The 17,257-nt window shown below is 61.6% G+C and carries 16 protein-coding genes; 11 read left to right on the forward strand and 5 right to left on the reverse strand.

What is annotated here, in order from left to right; all coding sequences use genetic code 11:
- The 9 genes from mrdA to QMX86_RS04710 all read left to right on the forward strand — a co-directional run bounded on the left by mrdA (window position 1) and on the right by QMX86_RS04710 (window position 9,530).
- Entirely contained in the window at window positions 1-1,896 is a 1,896-nt protein-coding gene (gene mrdA / locus QMX86_RS04670) for a penicillin-binding protein 2 (RefSeq protein ID WP_071173699.1), read from the forward strand.
- Window positions 1,897-1,927: 31 nt separating this feature from the next.
- Window positions 1,928-3,031, forward strand: coding sequence for a rod shape-determining protein RodA (rodA, locus tag QMX86_RS04675; RefSeq protein ID WP_051600793.1), 1,104 nt, complete (start codon window positions 1,928-1,930; stop codon window positions 3,029-3,031).
- A gap of 17 nt (window positions 3,032-3,048) precedes the next feature.
- Complete coding sequence (gene mltB, locus QMX86_RS04680) at window positions 3,049-4,059, forward strand: lytic murein transglycosylase B (protein ID WP_071173698.1); 1,011 nt, start codon at window positions 3,049-3,051, stop codon at window positions 4,057-4,059.
- Window positions 4,059-5,069 carry a septal ring lytic transglycosylase RlpA family protein gene (locus QMX86_RS04685; RefSeq protein WP_016773027.1) on the forward strand — a complete coding sequence of 337 codons (1,011 nt, stop codon included), beginning with the start codon at window positions 4,059-4,061 and terminating at the stop codon, window positions 5,067-5,069. Before mltB ends, QMX86_RS04685 begins: the two co-directional genes overlap by 1 nt.
- A 187-nt stretch (window positions 5,070-5,256) precedes the next feature.
- Window positions 5,257-6,414 (forward strand): D-alanyl-D-alanine carboxypeptidase family protein, encoded by a 1,158-nt coding sequence (locus QMX86_RS04690; protein ID WP_016773028.1) that lies wholly within the window; start codon window positions 5,257-5,259, stop codon window positions 6,412-6,414.
- An 86-nt stretch (window positions 6,415-6,500) separates the two neighbouring features.
- Window positions 6,501-6,776, forward strand: a complete 276-nt coding sequence (locus QMX86_RS04695) for a DUF493 domain-containing protein (RefSeq protein ID WP_016773029.1) — start codon at window positions 6,501-6,503, stop codon at window positions 6,774-6,776.
- Window positions 6,776-7,423, forward strand: a complete 648-nt coding sequence (gene lipB / locus QMX86_RS04700; RefSeq protein ID WP_282386072.1) for a lipoyl(octanoyl) transferase LipB — start codon at window positions 6,776-6,778, stop codon at window positions 7,421-7,423. The genes QMX86_RS04695 and lipB overlap by 1 nt, the downstream gene beginning before the upstream one ends.
- A gap of 25 nt (window positions 7,424-7,448) precedes the next feature.
- Window positions 7,449-8,447 (forward strand): lipoyl synthase, encoded by a 999-nt coding sequence (lipA, locus tag QMX86_RS04705; protein ID WP_160768663.1) that lies wholly within the window; start codon window positions 7,449-7,451, stop codon window positions 8,445-8,447.
- A gap of 132 nt (window positions 8,448-8,579) precedes the next feature.
- A complete protein-coding gene (locus QMX86_RS04710; protein ID WP_110602897.1) occupies window positions 8,580-9,530 on the forward strand; it encodes an LD-carboxypeptidase in 951 nt (316 codons plus the stop codon).
- A 48-nt stretch (window positions 9,531-9,578) separates the two neighbouring features.
- Here QMX86_RS04710 and QMX86_RS04715 read toward each other — a convergent pair whose 3' ends face one another.
- From QMX86_RS04715 to leuS, 5 genes are all read right to left on the reverse strand, one after another.
- Entirely contained in the window at window positions 9,579-10,901 is a 1,323-nt protein-coding gene (locus QMX86_RS04715; protein ID WP_016773034.1) for a lytic murein transglycosylase, read from the reverse strand.
- A 61-nt stretch (window positions 10,902-10,962) separates the two neighbouring features.
- Entirely contained in the window at window positions 10,963-11,127 is a 165-nt protein-coding gene (gene arfA, locus QMX86_RS04720; RefSeq protein WP_016773035.1) for an alternative ribosome rescue factor ArfA, read from the reverse strand.
- A 182-nt stretch (window positions 11,128-11,309) separates the two neighbouring features.
- On the reverse strand, window positions 11,310-12,347 hold the full coding sequence (gene holA / locus QMX86_RS04725) for a DNA polymerase III subunit delta (RefSeq protein WP_282387366.1): 1,038 nt from the start codon (window positions 12,345-12,347) through the stop codon (window positions 11,310-11,312).
- Window positions 12,348-12,386: 39 nt separating this feature from the next.
- Complete coding sequence (lptE, locus tag QMX86_RS04730; protein WP_122705975.1) at window positions 12,387-12,992, reverse strand: LPS assembly lipoprotein LptE; 606 nt, start codon at window positions 12,990-12,992, stop codon at window positions 12,387-12,389.
- An 88-nt stretch (window positions 12,993-13,080) separates the two neighbouring features.
- Window positions 13,081-15,687 carry a leucine--tRNA ligase gene (leuS, locus tag QMX86_RS04735; protein WP_122705977.1) on the reverse strand — a complete coding sequence of 869 codons (2,607 nt, stop codon included), beginning with the start codon at window positions 15,685-15,687 and terminating at the stop codon, window positions 13,081-13,083.
- A 255-nt stretch (window positions 15,688-15,942) separates the two neighbouring features.
- Between leuS and QMX86_RS04740 the strand changes: the two genes are divergently transcribed.
- Together QMX86_RS04740 and QMX86_RS04745 are read left to right on the forward strand one after the other, a co-directional pair.
- Complete coding sequence (locus QMX86_RS04740; protein WP_024014441.1) at window positions 15,943-16,266, forward strand: hypothetical protein; 324 nt, start codon at window positions 15,943-15,945, stop codon at window positions 16,264-16,266.
- Between the two features lie 104 nt (window positions 16,267-16,370).
- On the forward strand, window positions 16,371-17,132 hold the full coding sequence (locus tag QMX86_RS04745; RefSeq protein ID WP_282387373.1) for a YdcF family protein: 762 nt from the start codon (window positions 16,371-16,373) through the stop codon (window positions 17,130-17,132).
- The last annotated feature ends 125 nt before the right edge of the window (window positions 17,133-17,257 follow it).

Below are 17,257 nucleotides of genomic sequence, written 5' to 3' on the forward strand. Positions count from 1 at the left end.
ATGTCTCAGCCGATCCGCATCAAGGACCACGAAAAGGACGCCCGTCTGGTGCGCAGCCGTGTCGTGTTCGGTGCGATCGTGATCGTGGCGCTGATCTGTGTGTTGATCGCGCGTCTGTATTACCTGCAGGTCATCCAGTACGAGTACCACTCGACCCTGTCGGAAAACAACCGCGTCCACGTGCAGCCGATTCCGCCGACGCGCGGGCTGATTTTCGACCGCAACGGCGTAGTTGTGGCCGACAACCGGCCGAGCTTCAGCCTGAGCATGACCCGCGAGCGCTCCGGCGACTGGCAGCAGGTGCTCGACGTCATCGTCGAGGTCCTGGAGCTGACGCCCGAGGACCGGGTGATCTTCGAGAAACGCATGCGTCAGGGGCGCCGGCCGTTCGAGCCGGTGCCGATCCTGTTCGAGCTGACCGAAGAGCAGATCGCCCGCATCGCGGTGAACCAGTTCCGCCTGCCCGGGGTGGAAGTGGTCGCGCAACTGGTCCGGCATTACCCGCAGGGCGCGCACTTTGCGCACTCGGTGGGCTACATGGGGCGGATCAACGAGAAAGAGCTGAAATCGCTGGATCCGGTCAACTACAGCGGCACCCACCACATCGGCAAGACCGGCATCGAGCGTTTCTACGAGCCGGAACTGCACGGTCAGGTCGGTTACGAGGAAGTCGAGACCAACGCCCGTGGCCGCGTGTTGCGGGTGCTCAAGCGCACCGATCCGATTCCCGGCAAGGACATCGTCCTGAGCCTCGACATCAAGTTGCAGGAAGCCGCCGAAGCCGCACTGGGCGGGCGCCGTGGCGCGGTGGTGGCGCTCGATCCGAAGACCGGCGAAGTGTTGGCGATGGTCAGTCAGCCGAGTTTCGACCCCAACCTGTTCGTCACCGGCATCAGCTTCAAGGCCTACGCCGAGTTGCGTGATTCCATCGACCGGCCGCTGTTCAACCGCGTGCTTCGTGGTCTGTACCCGCCGGGCTCGACGATCAAACCGGCGGTAGCGATTGCCGGTCTTGACGCTGGCGTGGTCACGGCTTCGAGCCGGGTGTTCGACCCGGGCTATTACATGCTGCCCAACTACGACCACAAGTATCGCAACTGGAACCGTACCGGTGACGGCTTCGTCGACCTCGACACGGCGATCATGCGGTCCAACGACACCTACTTCTATGACCTGGCGCACAAGCTCGGCATCGATCGGCTGTCGACCTATATGAACAAGTTCGGCATCGGCCAGAAGGTCTCGCTGGACATGTTCGAAGAATCCCCGGGCCTGATGCCGTCGCGCGAATGGAAACGGGCGACGCGCAAACAGGCGTGGTTCCCCGGCGAAACCCTGATTCTCGGGATCGGCCAGGGCTACATGCAGTCGACGCCGCTGCAACTGGCCCAGGCCACGGCGCTGGTGGCCAACAAAGGCATCTGGAACCGTCCGCACCTGGCCAAGTCCCTCGACGGGGTGAAGCCGGTGGATGAAAACCCGATGCCGAACATCGTCCTGCGCGACCCGTCCGACTGGAACAAGGTCAACCACGGCATGCAGCAGGTGATGCACGGTGCCCGGGGTACCGCGCGCAAAGCGGCGATCGGCGCGCAATACCGCATCGCCGGCAAGTCCGGTACCGCGCAGGTGGTGGCGATCAAGCAGGGCGAGAAATACGACCGCTCCAAGGTCCAGGAACGCCACCGCGACCACGCCTTGTTCGTCGGCTTCGCCCCGGCCGATGATCCGAAAATCGTCGTGTCGGTGATGGTCGAGAACGGAGAGTCCGGCTCCGGCGTTGCCGCGCCGGTGGTGCGCCAGGTCATGGACGCCTGGTTGCTCGACCAGGACGGCCACCTGAAAGCCGAGTACGCCAGCCCTATCACTGCGGAGGCCCCGGCCCGTGATGAATAACTTCGATCGCATGCTCTCCAGCGAGGATGTGATGCGTCGCCGCGCGACGTTGCTGCAAAGACTGCATATCGATGGCCCGCTGTTGATCCTGTTGCTGATTCTCGCCGCCGGCAGCCTGTTCGTGCTGTATTCGGCCAGCGGCAAGAGCTGGGACCTGCTCGGCAAGCAGGCCACATCCTTCGGCATCGGCCTGGTGGCGATGATTGTCATCGCCCAGTTCGAGCCGCGTTTCATGGCCCGCTGGGTGCCGCTCGGTTACGTGATCGGCGTGGTCTTGCTGATCGTCGTCGACATCATGGGTCACAACGCCATGGGCGCCACGCGCTGGATCAACATCCCCGGGGTGATCCGCTTCCAGCCCTCGGAGTTCATGAAAATCCTCATGCCGGCGACCATCGCCTGGTATCTGTCCAAACGCACCTTGCCGCCGCAGCTCAAGCACGTCGGCATCAGCCTGATGCTGATTGGCGTGCCGTTCATTCTGATCGTGCGCCAGCCCGATCTCGGTACCTCGCTGCTGATTCTCGCCGGTGGCGCCTTCGTGCTGTTCATGGGCGGCCTGCGCTGGCGCTGGATCCTCAGCGTGCTGGCGGCGGCGGTGCCGGTATCGGTAGCGATGTGGTTCTTCGTCATGCACGACTATCAGAAGCAACGGGTCCTGACTTTCCTCGACCCGGAAAGCGATCCGCTCGGTACCGGCTGGAACATCATTCAGTCCAAAGCCGCGATCGGTTCCGGTGGCGTATTCGGCAAAGGCTGGCTGCTCGGCACCCAGTCGCACCTGGACTTTCTGCCGGAAAGCCACACCGACTTCATCATCGCCGTGCTTGGCGAAGAGTTCGGTCTGGTGGGGATTTGCGCGCTGCTGCTGATCTATCTGTTGTTGATCGGGCGCGGGCTGGTGATCACCGCCCAGGCGCAAACGCTGTTCGGCAAATTGCTCGCCGGCGCGTTGACCATGACTTTTTTTGTTTACGTTTTCGTCAACATCGGTATGGTCAGTGGCCTGTTGCCGGTCGTGGGGGTGCCGTTGCCGTTCATTAGCTACGGAGGAACTTCGCTGGTGACGCTGCTGTCAGCGTTTGGGGTTTTGATGTCGATCCATACCCATCGCAAGTGGATCGCACAGGTTTGAATAAGGTGAAGAGTGCAATGCAAGTAATGCGTGGCTGGGCGACTCGATGCGCGCCGCTGGTTGGCCTGATGGGCCTGCTGGGGAGCGTGCAGGAAGCGCTGGCCGGCGACTATGAAGGCTCGCCGCAGGTGGCCGAATTCGTCGGCGAAATGACCCGCGACTACGGTTTCGCCGGTGAACAACTGATGGGTGTGTTCCGCGAGGCGCAACGCAAGCAGTCGATTCTCGACGCCATCTCCAGACCCGCCGAACGGGTAAAGCAGTGGAATGAATATCGCCCGATGTTCATCACTGACGCGCGCATCGCCCGGGGTGTCGACTTCTGGCGTCAGCACGAGGCGACCCTGGCCCGTGCCGAGCAGGAATACGGCGTACCGGCACAAGTGATCGTGTCGATCATCGGCGTCGAGACCTTTTTCGGACGTAATACCGGTAATTTCCGCGTGATCGATGCCTTATCGACCCTCGGCTTCGACTATCCTCCCCGTGCCGAATTTTTCCGCAAGGAACTGCGTGAGTTCCTCCTGCTGGCCCGTGAAGAGCAGGTCGACCCGCTGACCCTGAAAGGCTCGTACGCCGGGGCCATGGGCCTGCCGCAGTTCATGCCGAGCAGCTTTCGCGCCTACGCGGTGGACTTCGACGGTGATGGCCACATCAATATCTGGAACAACCCGGACGATGCCATTGGCAGCGTCGCCAGTTACTTCAAGCGTCATGGCTGGGTTGCCGGTGAGCCGGTGGTCAGCCGCGCCGATGTGCGCGGCGAGCAGGCCGATGAAGGCCTGACCACCGGTATCGAACCAGTGAAGACGGTCGCAGAGTTGCGGGGGCTGGGCTGGTCAAGTCATGATGCGCTGCGCGATGATATGCCGGTTACCGCATTTCGCCTCGAAGGCGACAACGGCCCTGAATACTGGATGGGCCTGCAGAATTTCTACGCGATCACGCGTTATAACCGCAGCGTGATGTACGCCATGGCCGTACATCAACTGTCTGAACAGCTGGTACAAGCACGGGGCGTCAAGTAATGCAGGCATTGCCTAACAATAAACCCCTGAAGCTGGTGGCTTTCGCTGCGTTGGCAGTTCTGGTCGCCAGTTGCACGACCAGCCGTACGCCGACGCAGAAAACCCCGTCCACCGCTGTCCGCGCCCAACCGGGCCTGGACATCAACCGCGCGCATAAAGACGGCGCGCCGTGGTGGGATGTCGATGTTTCGCGCATCCCGGATGCGACACCGACCCTGCACACCGGCCCGTACAAGGCCAATCCTTACACCGTGCTGGGCAAGACCTATTTTCCGTTGCAGGAATCCAAGACCTACGTGGCTTCGGGCACGGCGTCCTGGTACGGCACCAAGTTCCATGGCCAGAACACCGCCAACGGCGAAGTGTATGACCTGTACGGCATGAGTGCCGCGCACAAGACCTTGCCGCTGCCAAGTTACGTTCGGGTGACTAACCTGGACAACAACAAGACGGTGATCCTGCGCGTCAACGATCGTGGGCCGTTCTATTCCGATCGAATCATTGACTTGTCTTATGCTGCGGCGAAGAAGCTCGGCTATGCCGAAACCGGCACCGCGCGGGTCAAGGTCGAAGGCATCGATCCGCAGCAGTGGTGGGCGGCCAAGGGCCGTCCGGCGCCGCTGATGCTCAACGAGCCGCAAGTGGCGCAGAATAGCGCGCCAGTGATTACGGCTTCGGCCGGCACCGTCGAGCAATGGACGCCGCCGCCGCAGCAACACGCCGCGGCCGTGGTGCCCGTGCAGATCGATGCAAAAAAAAACGCTTCTGCACCAGCGTCTGGCCAGTATCTGCAGGTGGGCGCGTTCGCCAACCCGGACGCTGCCGAACTGCTGAGGTCGAAGCTCAGCGGGATGGTGAGCGCGCCGGTGTTCATCAGTTCGATCGTGCGCAATCAGCAGACCCTGCACCGGGTACGCCTGGGGCCGATCGGCTCGCCGGGTGAGATCGCCCAGGTGCAGAACAGTGTGCGTCTGGCCAATCTGGGTTCGCCCAGCGTGGTCACCGAGTAACACGTAGACCTTGATTGACGGTTCACTTGCGGTATTCGGGGGGTGAACCAGGTTGTTGGCTCGTCGAAGAACAAAAGCCCGGCAAGGGTGACTGGAGTGAGCAACTGAACACGCGATGGCCCGTTAGAAGGCTGTCTGAATAAGTTTTGCCTTCGGGCAAGTTTCCATTAGCGATTTCGAGAGACGGATGAACATCACCACCTTTGCCAAACGCCTGTGTCTGCTAGTCCCGCTGCTCCTCTCGCCAGCCGCCTTCGCGGCCGAGATGATGCCGTCGCCACCACAACTGGCCGCCAAGGCCTATGTTCTGATGGACGCCAGCAGCGGCAACGTGCTGGTCGAAAACAACGGCGACCAGCGTCTGCCACCGGCCAGCCTGACCAAGCTGATGACCGCGTACATCGCGACCCTGGAAATCCGTCGCGGCCAGATCGGTGAAAACGATCCGGTGACCGTCAGCGAAAACGCCTGGCGCACCGGCGGTTCGCGGATGTTCATCAAGGTCGGTTCGCAGGTGACTGTCAGCGACCTGCTGCACGGCATCATCATCCAGTCCGGTAACGACGCCAGCGTCGCCCTGGCCGAGCACATCGCCGGCAGCGAAGACGCCTTCGCCGATCTGATGAACAAGACCGTCACCGAACTGGGCATGACCAATACCCACTTCATGAACCCGACCGGTCTGCCAAACCCTGAGCACTACTCGTCGGCGCACGATATGGCGATTCTGGCCCGTGCGATCATCCACGAAGACCCGGCTCACTATGCGATCTACTCACAGAAAGAGTTCTTCTGGAACGGCATCAAGCAGCCTAACCGCAACCTGCTGCTGTGGCGCGACAAGACCGTTGACGGTCTGAAAACCGGCCACACTGATGAAGCCGGCTACTGCATGGTGTCCTCGGCGGTACGTGACGGCCAGCGTCTGATCGCCGTGGTGTTCGGCACCAACAGCGAAGTGGCCCGCGCGGCTGAAACCCAGAAGCTGCTGACCTACGGTTTCCGCTTCTTCGAAACCCAGACCTTCTATCAGAAGGGCACCGAACTGGCGCAGGCGCCGGTATGGAAAGGCACCACCAGCCAGGTCAAGGCCGGCCTGGCGCAAGACCTGACCATGACTCTGCCAAAAGGCCAGCTGAAGAAGCTCGCTGCCAGCATGACCATGAACCCGCAACTGGTTGCGCCAATCGCCAAGGGCGACGTGATCGGTAAAGTCGAAGTCAAACTGGAAGACAAGGTAGTGCACAGCGCTGACCTGATCGCTCTGGACGGCGTCGAGGAGGGTGGTATCTTCCGCCGCATGTGGGATAGCATCCGTCTATTCTTCTACGGCTTGTTCAACTGATTTTGTGTTGACCTGCATGGCCCCGCCCCGATCCGGTGCGGGGCCATGTGCGTTACCACGGCTTGCGCTATAGAGGCCGTTACGCCATGACCGATACCGAAGTACAGGCGCCAAAGATCGAATTTCCCCAGACTGATTACCCGATCAAGGTGATCAGCGATACGGGCGTCGGCCGCAAAGACCAGATCATCGAGATCGTCAAGAAACACGCGACCATTAATGACGAGCGCATCGACGAGCGTCAGAGCAGCACCGGTAAGTACACCACCATCCAGCTGCACATCGTCGCCACCGATCAGGATCAGCTGTACAACATCAACAGCGAACTGCGGGCGACCGGCTTCGTGCACATGGTGTTGTGATGCACGGCACGCTGGGCTTTCGCGAGCTGGGCCAGATGGCTTACGAGCCGGTCTGGCATGCCATGCAACGCTTTACCAACGAACGCGGCAATACTGCCGCCGACGAAATCTGGCTCGTCGAACACCCGCCGGTGTTCACCCAGGGCCAGGCCGGCAAGGCTGAACACCTGTTGCTGCCGGGAAATATTCCGGTGGTGCAGGTCGATCGTGGCGGTCAAGTGACTTATCATGGCCCCGGGCAACTGGTGGCTTATCTGTTACTGGATGTACGCAAGCTGGGTTTCGGCGTGCGTGATCTGGTCAGCCGCATGGAAGCCTGCCTGATCGAACTGCTGGCCAGCTACGGCGTCACCGCCGCCGCCAAGCCAGATGCTCCCGGCGTATACGTCGATGGAGCGAAAATCGCTTCTCTGGGTTTGCGCATTCGCCACGGTTGTTCCTTTCATGGCCTGGCCCTGAACGTGGATATGAACCTGGAACCGTTTCGACGGATTAATCCCTGCGGCTACGCCGGGCTGGCCATGACCCAGCTGAGCGATCACGCAGGATCGATTGAATTTGCCGAGGTAAGTGCCCGGCTGCGCGCGCAGCTCGTCAAACACCTCGACTATGCTGAGCAGACGACCCTCACGGGCGGAATCGACTGATATGACTACTGATGCAGTGCAAACCATGATCCCGACGCTCGACGTGACCGAGCGCCCGGCCCCGCGTCCCAAGGTTGAAGCCGGCGTCAAGCTGCGCGGCGCCGAGAAGGTTGCACGCATCCCGGTCAAGATCATTCCGACAACCGAACTGCCGAAGAAACCCGACTGGATCCGCGTGCGCATCCCGGTTTCGCCGGAAGTCGACCGCATCAAGAGCCTGCTGCGCAAGCACAAGCTGCACAGTGTCTGCGAAGAAGCGTCCTGCCCGAACCTCGGCGAATGCTTCTCCGGCGGCACCGCAACCTTCATGATCATGGGCGACATCTGCACCCGTCGCTGCCCGTTCTGCGACGTTGGCCACGGTCGTCCGAAGCCACTGGACGTCAACGAGCCGGAAAGCCTGGCGATCGCCATCGCCGACCTCAAGCTCAAATACGTGGTGATCACCTCGGTTGACCGCGACGACCTGCGTGACGGCGGTGCACAACACTTTGCCGACTGCATCCGCGAGATCCGCAAACTGTCGCCAAACGTGCAGCTCGAGACCCTGGTCCCGGACTACCGTGGCCGCATGGACATCGCCCTGGAAATCACCGCCGCCGAGCCGCCGGATGTGTTCAACCACAACCTGGAAACCGTGCCGCGCCTGTACAAGGCTGCGCGTCCGGGCTCGGATTACCAGTGGTCGCTGACCCTGCTGCAACGCTTCAAGCAGATGATGCCGCATATCCCGACCAAATCCGGCCTGATGCTGGGTCTGGGCGAGACCGACGAGGAAGTCATCGAAGTCATGAAGCGCATGCGCGAACACGACATCGACATGCTGACCCTCGGTCAATACCTGCAACCGTCGCGCAGTCACTTGCCGGTGCAGCGTTTCGTGCACCCGGACACCTTCGCCTGGTTCGCCGAAGAAGGTTACAAGATGGGCTTCAAGAACGTCGCTTCGGGCCCGCTGGTACGTTCCTCGTACCACGCCGACGAGCAGGCGAAGCTGGTCAAGGCCGAGCTGCTGGGTTCCTGATTCACTGCTGATGTAAAAATGCCCGCCGAGGACGGTTCCTCGGCGGGCATTTTTTTGCCTGAGACAAGGGGCTTTTGTTTGTCTCTTCAGCTGACTACTGTGTGTGCATGACTTTACCGCTGGAGCCCAAGGATGACCGTTCGACCGAGCCACACCCTGATTGCCCACCGACCCGTACCGGCACTGCCCTCCGAAGGGACGATTGGCGTCATCGCGCCTGCCGGCCCCGGCGCCCTCGACACTGAAAAAGCGCTGCAGTGGATGCGCGCGCGCGGCTATGGGCTGAAGGTGTTTCCGGGTGTCTATGAGAAGGACGGCTATCTGGCCGGCAGTGACGACGTACGCCTGCGCGATCTGCACGCGGCGTTCGCTGACCCGGAAGTCGACGCGATCATTTGCCTGCGCGGCGGCTACGGCACGCCGCGTCTGCTCGACCGAATCGATTACGACCTGCTCAGCCGGCATGCCAAGCCGTTTGTCGGCTATAGCGACATCACCGCGCTGCACCTGGCCATCAGTCGCTACGCCGGGTTTGTGACCTTTCACGGCCCGCTGCTCAATGCCGACCTGCTCGGCGACAAGGAGCCGCCGACCGTCACGTCATTCTTCGCCATGCTGCGCGGGCAACTGAAGTCAGGGAGTGTACTGAGCCATCCGGCGGCTTATCCGTTATCCACCGTCGAACCGGGCATCGCTCACGGGCGTTTGCTCGGCGGCAACCTGGCAATGATTGCTGCAACCCTCGGCACGCCCTACGAGATTGATGTCGAAGGCGCAGTTCTGTTCATCGAGGACATCAACGAGCCGCTGTATCGCATTGATCGCCTGCTGACCCAGATGCGTCTGGCCGGCAAGCTGGCCCGACTGCGCGGTGTGCTGGTCGGTGATATCGCCGGGGTGGAGGTCGACGCGCTGAATCGCCTGCTCAAGCAAACCTTTGAGCCGTTGCGGATTCCGGTGCTGTCGGGCTGGCGCAGTGGCCATTGCGACCCGAACCTGACACTGCCGTTGGGCGCGCTGGTGCGCCTGGATGCGGGGAAGCAGGAGTTGCTGCTGGAGCAGGATGTGGTGATCAAAGTCTAGAAATTGGTCGCCTGACATTCAGTCATCGCGGGCAAGCCCGCGATGCTTTTATTGGGCGCGCAGGCTCTCAAGCAACTTGTGCGTCGGATACCCATCCGCCGGCCAGCCCAGCGCCTGCTGGGCACTGCGAATGGCCTTGCGGGTATTGGCGCCGATAATCCCGTCCGCTGTGCCGGCGTCGTAATTACGCGCGCTCAATAGCGTCTGCAGTTCGATGCGCTCGGTGCGGCTCAGCGGCAGATCATCTTTCGGCCAGTCGCCATTGATCAGGCCCGCGCCTTCAAAGCGCTCGGACAACAGGCTCACCGCCAGCGCATACGACGACGAATTGTTGTACTTGAGAATCGCCCGGAAGTTGTCGAGGATCAGGAACGCCGGGCCGCGATAACCGGCCGGCAGCAGCAGGGCGGCGGACAGTTGTTCGGAACCGGCTGGCACCTGCGCACCATTGGGCAGGTTCACACCCAGTTGCCGCCATTCGGCGACGCTTTTGCGAATCGCGCCATCGGCCAGCGTGTAGTTGAAACCGCTCGGCAATTGCACTTCGAAACCCCACGGCTGGCCGCGTTGCCAGCCCGAGCTTTGCAGGTAATGCGCGGTCGAGGCCAGCGCATCGGCCGGGCTGCCCCAGATGTCGCGGCGACCGTCACCGTCAAAGTCCACGGCGTGGGTGTTGTAAGTGGTCGGAATGAATTGGGTCTGGCCCATCGCGCCGGCCCAGGAACCGAGCATCTTCTCCGGGGTGATATCGCCCTGTTGCAGAATCTGCAGGGCGGCGATCAGTTGCGCGTGAGCAAAGCCAGGACGACGGCCTTCGTAGGCAAGGGTGGCCAGCGAGTTGATCACCGACTTGCTGCCCTGAAACTGGCCGAAATTGCTTTCCATGCCCCACACCGACACCAGCGCCTGGCGATCAACGCCATAACGCTGTTCGATGCTTTGCAGAATGTCGGCGTACTGATTGATCAACGCCTGGCCCTTGCGGACGCGCAGTGGTGACAGCGCACCATCGAGGTATTCCCACACCGGGCGGGAAAACTCCGGCTGACTGCGATCGGCACGGATCACGCTGGCGTCGAAGCTGATGTTGGCAAATGCCTGATCGAACAGCTCGGGGCGAATCCCGGCGGCGAGGGCGTCCTTGCGGAAGCCCGCCTGCCATTCGGCAAAGGTCTGGGTCGGTTGAATATCGAGCGGGTCGGCGGACGGCACTACCGGCGGAATAATCGCTGGGGCCGTGGTAACCGGGGCGGCTTGAAGCGGCTGTGCATCGGCGGCGGTGGGTTTTTCCGCGCAGGCGACAAGCAGGATGAAGCTGGAGGCAGCGATCAATTGGCGCACGGGCCAACGACGGGAAAGACTTGGGGGCATGCACAGTTCCAGGGGAAACGAATCAGGTGCAGACCTTAACATGAGCGGGGGGTGGTGCGCTTCAGGCAGCCAGAAAGTAAAAAGCCTCCCGGTTGTCAGACCGGAAGGCTTCGCGGCGGTAGCTGCCTTTGCCCTTGGCTGGTCGTTCCTGGCGGCTGCGGAACAAGGGCTGGGCGACGATGGATTTGGCCTTGTTGGGGCCATGCTTTGCTGGCTTTTTGCTCATGAGGGTTCTCTGGATTGAGTGGGTTTGGCGCGGCAAATAATCTGCCGATGTTGGGCGTCTGTCCAGTGCCTGTTGTGTAGGAATGTTCTGGCGCTTTCGCGAGCAAGCTCGCTCCCACATTTGGAATGCATTTCAATGTGGGAGCGAGCTTGCTCGCGAATGGCCGTTATGCGGGAAACAGGTTATTCGGCAGGAAGTGTCAGGCGCTGGCCAGCCATCAACAACGCCAGACGACTCAAGCTCATCCACGGCGAACCCGCCGCCTGGCCCTTGATCTGCGCGTCGATACGCTGCGCTTCGAGCAACAATTGCGCCCAGCGTTGCGCCGAGTAGCGTTGCAGTGCCTTGCTCATCAGCGGCTTGCGCTTGTCCCAGACCGGCGGTTTCGATTGGCTGAAACACTTGTCCAGTGGCGTGCCCTGGCTGTATTGCAGGGAAATGTTGGCCAGCAGGCGCAACTCCCGCGCCAGTGCCCAGAGGATCACCGGCGGTTCGACGCCTTCGCCGCGCAGGCCCTCAAGCATGCGCAAGGCGTGGGCCGGTTCGCCGTTGAGCACCGCGTCGGTCAGGCCGAACACGTCGAACCGGGCACTGTCGGCTACGGCGGCCTGCACGGTTTCGATGGTGATCTGCCCACCTTCGGCCATCAGTTTGAGCTTTTCGATTTCCTGGGCGGCGGCGAGCAGGTTGCCTTCGACACGCGCGGCAATCAATTCGACGGCGTCCTGACTGGCCGACAGGCCTGCCTGGGACAGGCGCTGACGAATCCAGCTCGGCAGCTGATTGGCATCCACCGGCCAGATCTGCACGAACTGGGTCTGTTGGCCTTCGACCAGTGCCTTGCCCCACTTGGTTTTCTGCGCGCTGCCATCGAGCTTCGGCAAGCTGATCAGCAGGACAGTGTCTTCAGCGGGGCGTGAGCAGTATTCGATCAGCGCGGCGGCGCCTTTGTCGCCAGGTTTACCGGACGGCAGGCGCAGTTCCAGCAGGCGTTTTTCGGCGAACAGCGACATGCTTGCGCCGGCCTGCAACAACGTACCCCAATCGAAATTGGCGTCGGCGGCGAAGACCTGACGTTCGTCGAAACCTTGCTGACGGGCAGCGGTGCGGATGGCGTCGGCGGCTTCCTGACACAGCAACGGATCATCGCCGCTGATGATGTAGACCGGCGCGAGTGCGCCTTGCAGGTGTTTGCCGAGTTGCGCGGGAGCGAGCTTCATAAAGAAGGGCGAGCGGGGCGCCTGAGCGCCCCGACCGTCTTACTGCTGCGGGATTTCGAGCGGCGACTGACGCGGAGTTTCCGCCTCAGCCTTCTGCGCCGCTTCCAGCGCATCGGCTTCAGCCTTGGCGCGGTCGTTGGCGGTTTGCTGCAGTTGCTGCAACTGGCCCGGGGTCAGCTGCGACAGGCGCAGCATCATGCGTTGCACCAGCTCGCGACGGATTTCATGACGGGCGTCGTTGGCTTCCTGATCGGAGCCGACGAGGTTGTTGCCGTCGTGAATGAACACCTTCTGCACTTCGAGCTTGTCGCTGATCAGGGACAGGTCTTTGTCGCCGCGGATGTCATAGCTCAGCACAGTGTTGACCTGATACTCGCCTGTGCGCCCGGCACCGGCATAGCTGAGAATGCGCTGGCTTTCCTGCTCGTCAGCCAGATACAGCTTGTACGGCGCGCCGCTGTAAACCTTGACGCCGCTGGACTCCAGCGTCTGACGCAGCTGTCTTACGGTTTCGCCATAAGCGTTACGCGCGCTCAGGTCGATTTCCTTGATCGACAGTTCGTTGGTGCCGGTACCACGCAACTGGAAACCGCAGGCGCTCAGCAGAACGGCGAGGCCCATCACCAGCAGATTGCGTTTGATCATTGTGTTGCTCCCCTTGAAACCAGGTGAGCCGACTCTGCGGCCCGAAAGGTTTTACTGGCTGCCAGGCGAGCCTGGCAGCCGATCCAATTTAGCTGGCGACGATGTTGACCAGTTTGCCCGGTACCACGATCACTTTGCGAATGGTCAGGCCGTCGACGAAACGCAGCACGTTTTCGTTGACGCGCGCGGCGGCTTCGATCTCTTCGCGGGTGGCGCTGGCCGGCATTTCGATCTGCCCGCGCAGCTTGCCGTTGACCTGAATGACCAGGGTCAGGTTGTCCTGCACCAAGGCACTTTCGTCCACGGCCGGCCAGCCTGCATCGATCACCGCATCGGCGTGACCCAACTGCTTCCACAGTTCGTGGCTGATGTGCGGGGTGATTGGCGCCAGCAGCAGGGTCACCGCTTCCAGACCTTCATGCAGCAGCGCGCGGTCCTGTTCGGTGCCTTGGGCGGCTTTTTCCAGCACGTTCATCAGCGTCATCACCTGAGCGATGGCCGTGTTGAATTTGTGGTTCTGGCCGACGTCATGACTGGCCTGCTTGATCGCCAGGTGAATCGCACGACGCACGGTTTTCTGCTCGTCGCTCAGAGCGGCGATATCCAGTTTGCCCGGCAAGCCCTGGGTGACGTGAGCTTGCGCCAGACGCCAGACGCGCTTGAGGAAACGGTGCGAACCTTCAACGCCGGAGTCGGACCATTCCGCGCTCATGTCAGGCGGCGAGGCGAACATCATGAACAGGCGGCAGGTGTCGGCGCCGAACTGGTCGATCATCGACTGCGGGTCGACGCCGTTGTTCTTCGACTTGGCCATCTTCTCGGTACCGCCGATTTCCACCGGCAGGCCGTCGGATTTCAGCTTGGCGCTGATCACCTTGGCTTTGCTGTCACGCTCAAGTTCCACGTCTGCCGGGTTGAACCAGGTGTAGGCACCGTTGGCTTCGCGACGATAGTAGGTCTCGGCGATCACCATGCCCTGGGTCAGCAGGTTCTTGAACGGCTCGTTGGAGCTGACCAGACCTTCGTCGCGCATCAACTTGTGGAAGAAGCGCGCGTAGAGCAGGTGGAGAATGGCGTGTTCGATACCACCGATGTACTGATCCACCGGTAGCCAGTGGTCGGCGGCGGATTTTTCTACCAGGCCACCTTCAAAATGCGGCGAGGCGTAACGGGCGTAGTACCACGACGACTCGACGAAGGTGTCCATCGTGTCGGTTTCACGCTTGGCCGGCGCGCCGCATTTCGGGCAGCTGCATTCGTAGAACTCGGGCATGCGCGCCAGCGGCGAACCGGCGCCGTCCGGCACCACGTCTTCCGGCAATACGACCGGCAGTTGATCTTCCGGCACCGGCACGTCGCCGCACGTGGCGCAGTGGATGATCGGGATCGGGCAGCCCCAGTAGCGCTGGCGGCTGATGCCCCAGTCGCGCAGGCGGAACTGGGTGCGCGAGGCGCCCAGTTGTTTCTTGATCAGCGCCACTTCCATGGCGTCGAACGCGCCGGCGAAGTCGAGGCCGTCGAACTCACCGGAGTTGATCAGCGTGCCGTGCTCGCCGTAAGCGTCTTGCCACGGCGCCGGGTTGCTGTCACCGGAGCTGGTGCGCACCACCGATTTCACCGGCAGGTTGTACTTGTGAGCGAACTCGAAATCGCGCTCGTCGTGCGCCGGAACCGCCATGACCGCGCCGTCGCCGTAGTGCATCAGCACGTAGTTGGCGACCCATACCGGCAGTTTCTCGCCGGTCAGCGGGTGCTCGACGAACAGGCCGGTCGGCAGGCCTTTCTTTTCCTGGGTGGCGACATCGGCTTCAGCGACGCTGCCGCCCTTGCATTCAGCGATGAACGCTTGCAGCTCGGCATTGTTCTGCGCGGCCAGGGTGGCCAGCGGGTGCTCGGCAGCCACGGCGACGTAGGTCGCGCCCATCAGGGTGTCCGGACGGGTGGTGAAGACTTTCAGGGTGCCGGCTTCGCCGATCGAATCGACGTTGTACGGGAACTGCACTTCCATGCCACGGGACTTGCCGATCCAGTTGCGCTGCATGGTCTTGACCTGTTCCGGCCAGCCAGTCAGTTCGTCGAGGCTTTCCAGCAGCTCGTCGGCGTAAGCGGTGATCTTGAAGTAGTACATCGGGATTTCGCGCTTTTCGATCAGCGCGCCGGAGCGCCAGCCACGGCCGTCGATGACTTGCTCGTTGGCCAGAACGGTCTGGTCGACCGGGTCCCAGTTCACGGTGCCGTTTTTACGGTAGATCACGCCTTTTTCGAACAGGCGGGTGAACAGCCATTGTTCCCAGCGGTAGTAGTCCGGCTTGCAGGTGGTCACTTCACGGGACCAGTCCACCGCGAGGCCGAGGCTGCGCAGCTGCGACTTCATGTAGGCGATGTTCTCGTAGGTCCACTTGGCGGGCGCTACGTTGTTTTTCATTGCGGCGTTTTCCGCCGGCATGCCGAACGCATCCCAACCCATGGGCTGCAGAACATTCTTGCCCTGCATGCGCTGGTAGCGCGAGATCACGTCGCCAATGGTGTAGTTGCGCACGTGGCCCATGTGCAGCTTGCCGCTGGGGTAAGGGAACATCGACAGGCAGTAGTAGGTTTCCTTGCCTGGCTGTTCACTGACTTCAAAGGACTTTTGCTCATCCCAGAACGACTGGGCGGCGGCTTCGATCTCACGTGGCTGATATTGTTCGTGCATGGCTACTTTTGTACTGGATAGGGGTGGCCTAATCCTCTTCGACGGCGGCATCCGGGATGGCCCGGGTGCGCTGGAAGTGGAATGACAGGAAGCGCCGTAGCATACATGACCGCGCTTGGCCGAGGGAAACCCTGATTACAGCTGTTTGCCCGACCTTTTGGCCGACGAGGGCCGTTGGTCGCGGCGTGTAGCCGGTTCGTGCAGCGAAGCTAAGCTCTAATTGGGGAGTGAGTCTTATCTTCAATGAGGTGAGGGATGGTGGAGCAACGGAAAAAGAACGTAACGAAACCCGAGTTGTATGAAAGGTTGATCGATCGTCTGGGCATGGCGCTGGACGCCGTGAAAACCGCTGACCGGCTGCGCGACGAGCGCCCCCTGGAACTGGAATTGCGTGGCTTGAGTCCCGCCGAGTTCAAACTGGTCAAGGCCTATCTGGATCGCAGTGAACGTGAAACGCAGGGATGCCTGTCTCAAGCAGTGAAGCAGCTCGATGCAGCACATTCGGCCAAGGTCATCTGGCTCAAGGACAAGGCGCCGCGCAGAGACACCGGCAAGGTGCGTTCTGTGCAGGCCAAGTAAGCGCATGGCAGGTCATGAAACGGATCTTTTGCAACAGGATCCGGCCTACTGGTTGTAACGCGTAATCAACACTCTTAGGCTTCGGGCATCTTTGGAGATGCCCGATGCCCTTTCGCTATTTCATCAAACAACTTTTACTGCCGCCCGGCATTCTTTTGCTGCTGTTGCTGGCCGCCTGGTGGCTGCGCCGCTCGCGGCCGCGTCTGGCGGGTGTGTGTTTTGCCCTCGGCTTTGGCGGCCTGTGGCTGATGAGCCTGCCGGTGGTCGTGCAGTGGAGCGCCAAGGCGCTGGAACGAGAGCCGCCGCTGGCGCGGCAGGAATGGGCAACGCTGGCGCAACGCGCCGATGCGATTGTGGTGCTGGGCTCGGGGCGTGAGCGCGGTGATCTGGCCTGGGGCGAAGACCAGCCGACCGGCGTCGGCCTTGAGCGTCAGCGTTACGCCGCACGCTTGGCCAAGGCCTCGGGCCTGCCGATCCTGACCAGCGGCGGCCTGCACTACGGCACGCCGCCGACCGAAGCGAAATTGATGGCAGATTCGTTGCGTGATGATTTCGCCGTAACGGTGCGCTGGCAGGAAGGCGAGAGTCGCACCACATGGGAGAACGCGAAGATGACGGCAGATATCCTCTTGCCGCAAGGGATCAAGCGGGTCGTCGTGGTGACGCAGGCGTGGCACATGCCGCGTGCAGTGTGGAGCTTTGAGCAGGCGGGTTTCGAGGTGGTGCCGGCACCGGTGGGTTTCCTCGGTACGGATAACGCTCGCCCGTTTGGCGGCTGGTTGCCGGAATTCAAGTCGATCTGGCAGAGCGGGCAGTTGCTCAATGAAGCGGTGGGGCAGGTGGGGTACTCGTTGTTTTACCGCTGAATATCATTGTGGCGAGGGGATTTATCCCCGATGGGGCGCGTAGCGGCCCTTCTCTTACCTTCAGAAGAGGGGACTGCTGCGCACTCCAGCGGGGATAAATACCCACGCCACACTTAACAGAGGGT

Origin of the sequence: Pseudomonas sp. PS01270, assembly GCF_029959775.1 — a bacterium.
GTDB lineage: Bacteria > Pseudomonadota > Gammaproteobacteria > Pseudomonadales > Pseudomonadaceae > Aquipseudomonas > Aquipseudomonas atacamensis.

Bases quoted from the DNA above. Each gene is read 5' to 3' on its own strand.
- mrdA (WP_071173699.1), top strand. From the start codon at position 1: ATGTCTCAGCCGATCCGCATCAAGGACCACGAAAAGGACGCCCGTCTG.
- rodA (WP_051600793.1), top strand. From the start codon at position 1,928: ATGCGTCGCCGCGCGACGTTGCTGCAAAGACTGCATATCGATGGCCCG.
- mltB (WP_071173698.1), top strand. From the start codon at position 3,049: ATGCAAGTAATGCGTGGCTGGGCGACTCGATGCGCGCCGCTGGTTGGC.
- QMX86_RS04685 (WP_016773027.1), top strand. From the start codon at position 4,059: ATGCAGGCATTGCCTAACAATAAACCCCTGAAGCTGGTGGCTTTCGCT.
- QMX86_RS04690 (WP_016773028.1), top strand. From the start codon at position 5,257: ATGAACATCACCACCTTTGCCAAACGCCTGTGTCTGCTAGTCCCGCTG.
- QMX86_RS04695 (WP_016773029.1), top strand. From the start codon at position 6,501: ATGACCGATACCGAAGTACAGGCGCCAAAGATCGAATTTCCCCAGACT.
- lipB (WP_282386072.1), top strand. From the start codon at position 6,776: ATGCACGGCACGCTGGGCTTTCGCGAGCTGGGCCAGATGGCTTACGAG.
- lipA (WP_160768663.1), top strand. From the start codon at position 7,449: ATGATCCCGACGCTCGACGTGACCGAGCGCCCGGCCCCGCGTCCCAAG.
- QMX86_RS04710 (WP_110602897.1), top strand. From the start codon at position 8,580: ATGACCGTTCGACCGAGCCACACCCTGATTGCCCACCGACCCGTACCG.
- QMX86_RS04715 (WP_016773034.1), bottom strand. From the start codon at position 10,901: ATGCCCCCAAGTCTTTCCCGTCGTTGGCCCGTGCGCCAATTGATCGCT.
- arfA (WP_016773035.1), bottom strand. From the start codon at position 11,127: ATGAGCAAAAAGCCAGCAAAGCATGGCCCCAACAAGGCCAAATCCATC.
- holA (WP_282387366.1), bottom strand. From the start codon at position 12,347: ATGAAGCTCGCTCCCGCGCAACTCGGCAAACACCTGCAAGGCGCACTC.
- lptE (WP_122705975.1), bottom strand. From the start codon at position 12,992: ATGATCAAACGCAATCTGCTGGTGATGGGCCTCGCCGTTCTGCTGAGC.
- leuS (WP_122705977.1), bottom strand. From the start codon at position 15,687: ATGCACGAACAATATCAGCCACGTGAGATCGAAGCCGCCGCCCAGTCG.
- QMX86_RS04740 (WP_024014441.1), top strand. From the start codon at position 15,943: ATGGTGGAGCAACGGAAAAAGAACGTAACGAAACCCGAGTTGTATGAA.
- QMX86_RS04745 (WP_282387373.1), top strand. From the start codon at position 16,371: ATGCCCTTTCGCTATTTCATCAAACAACTTTTACTGCCGCCCGGCATT.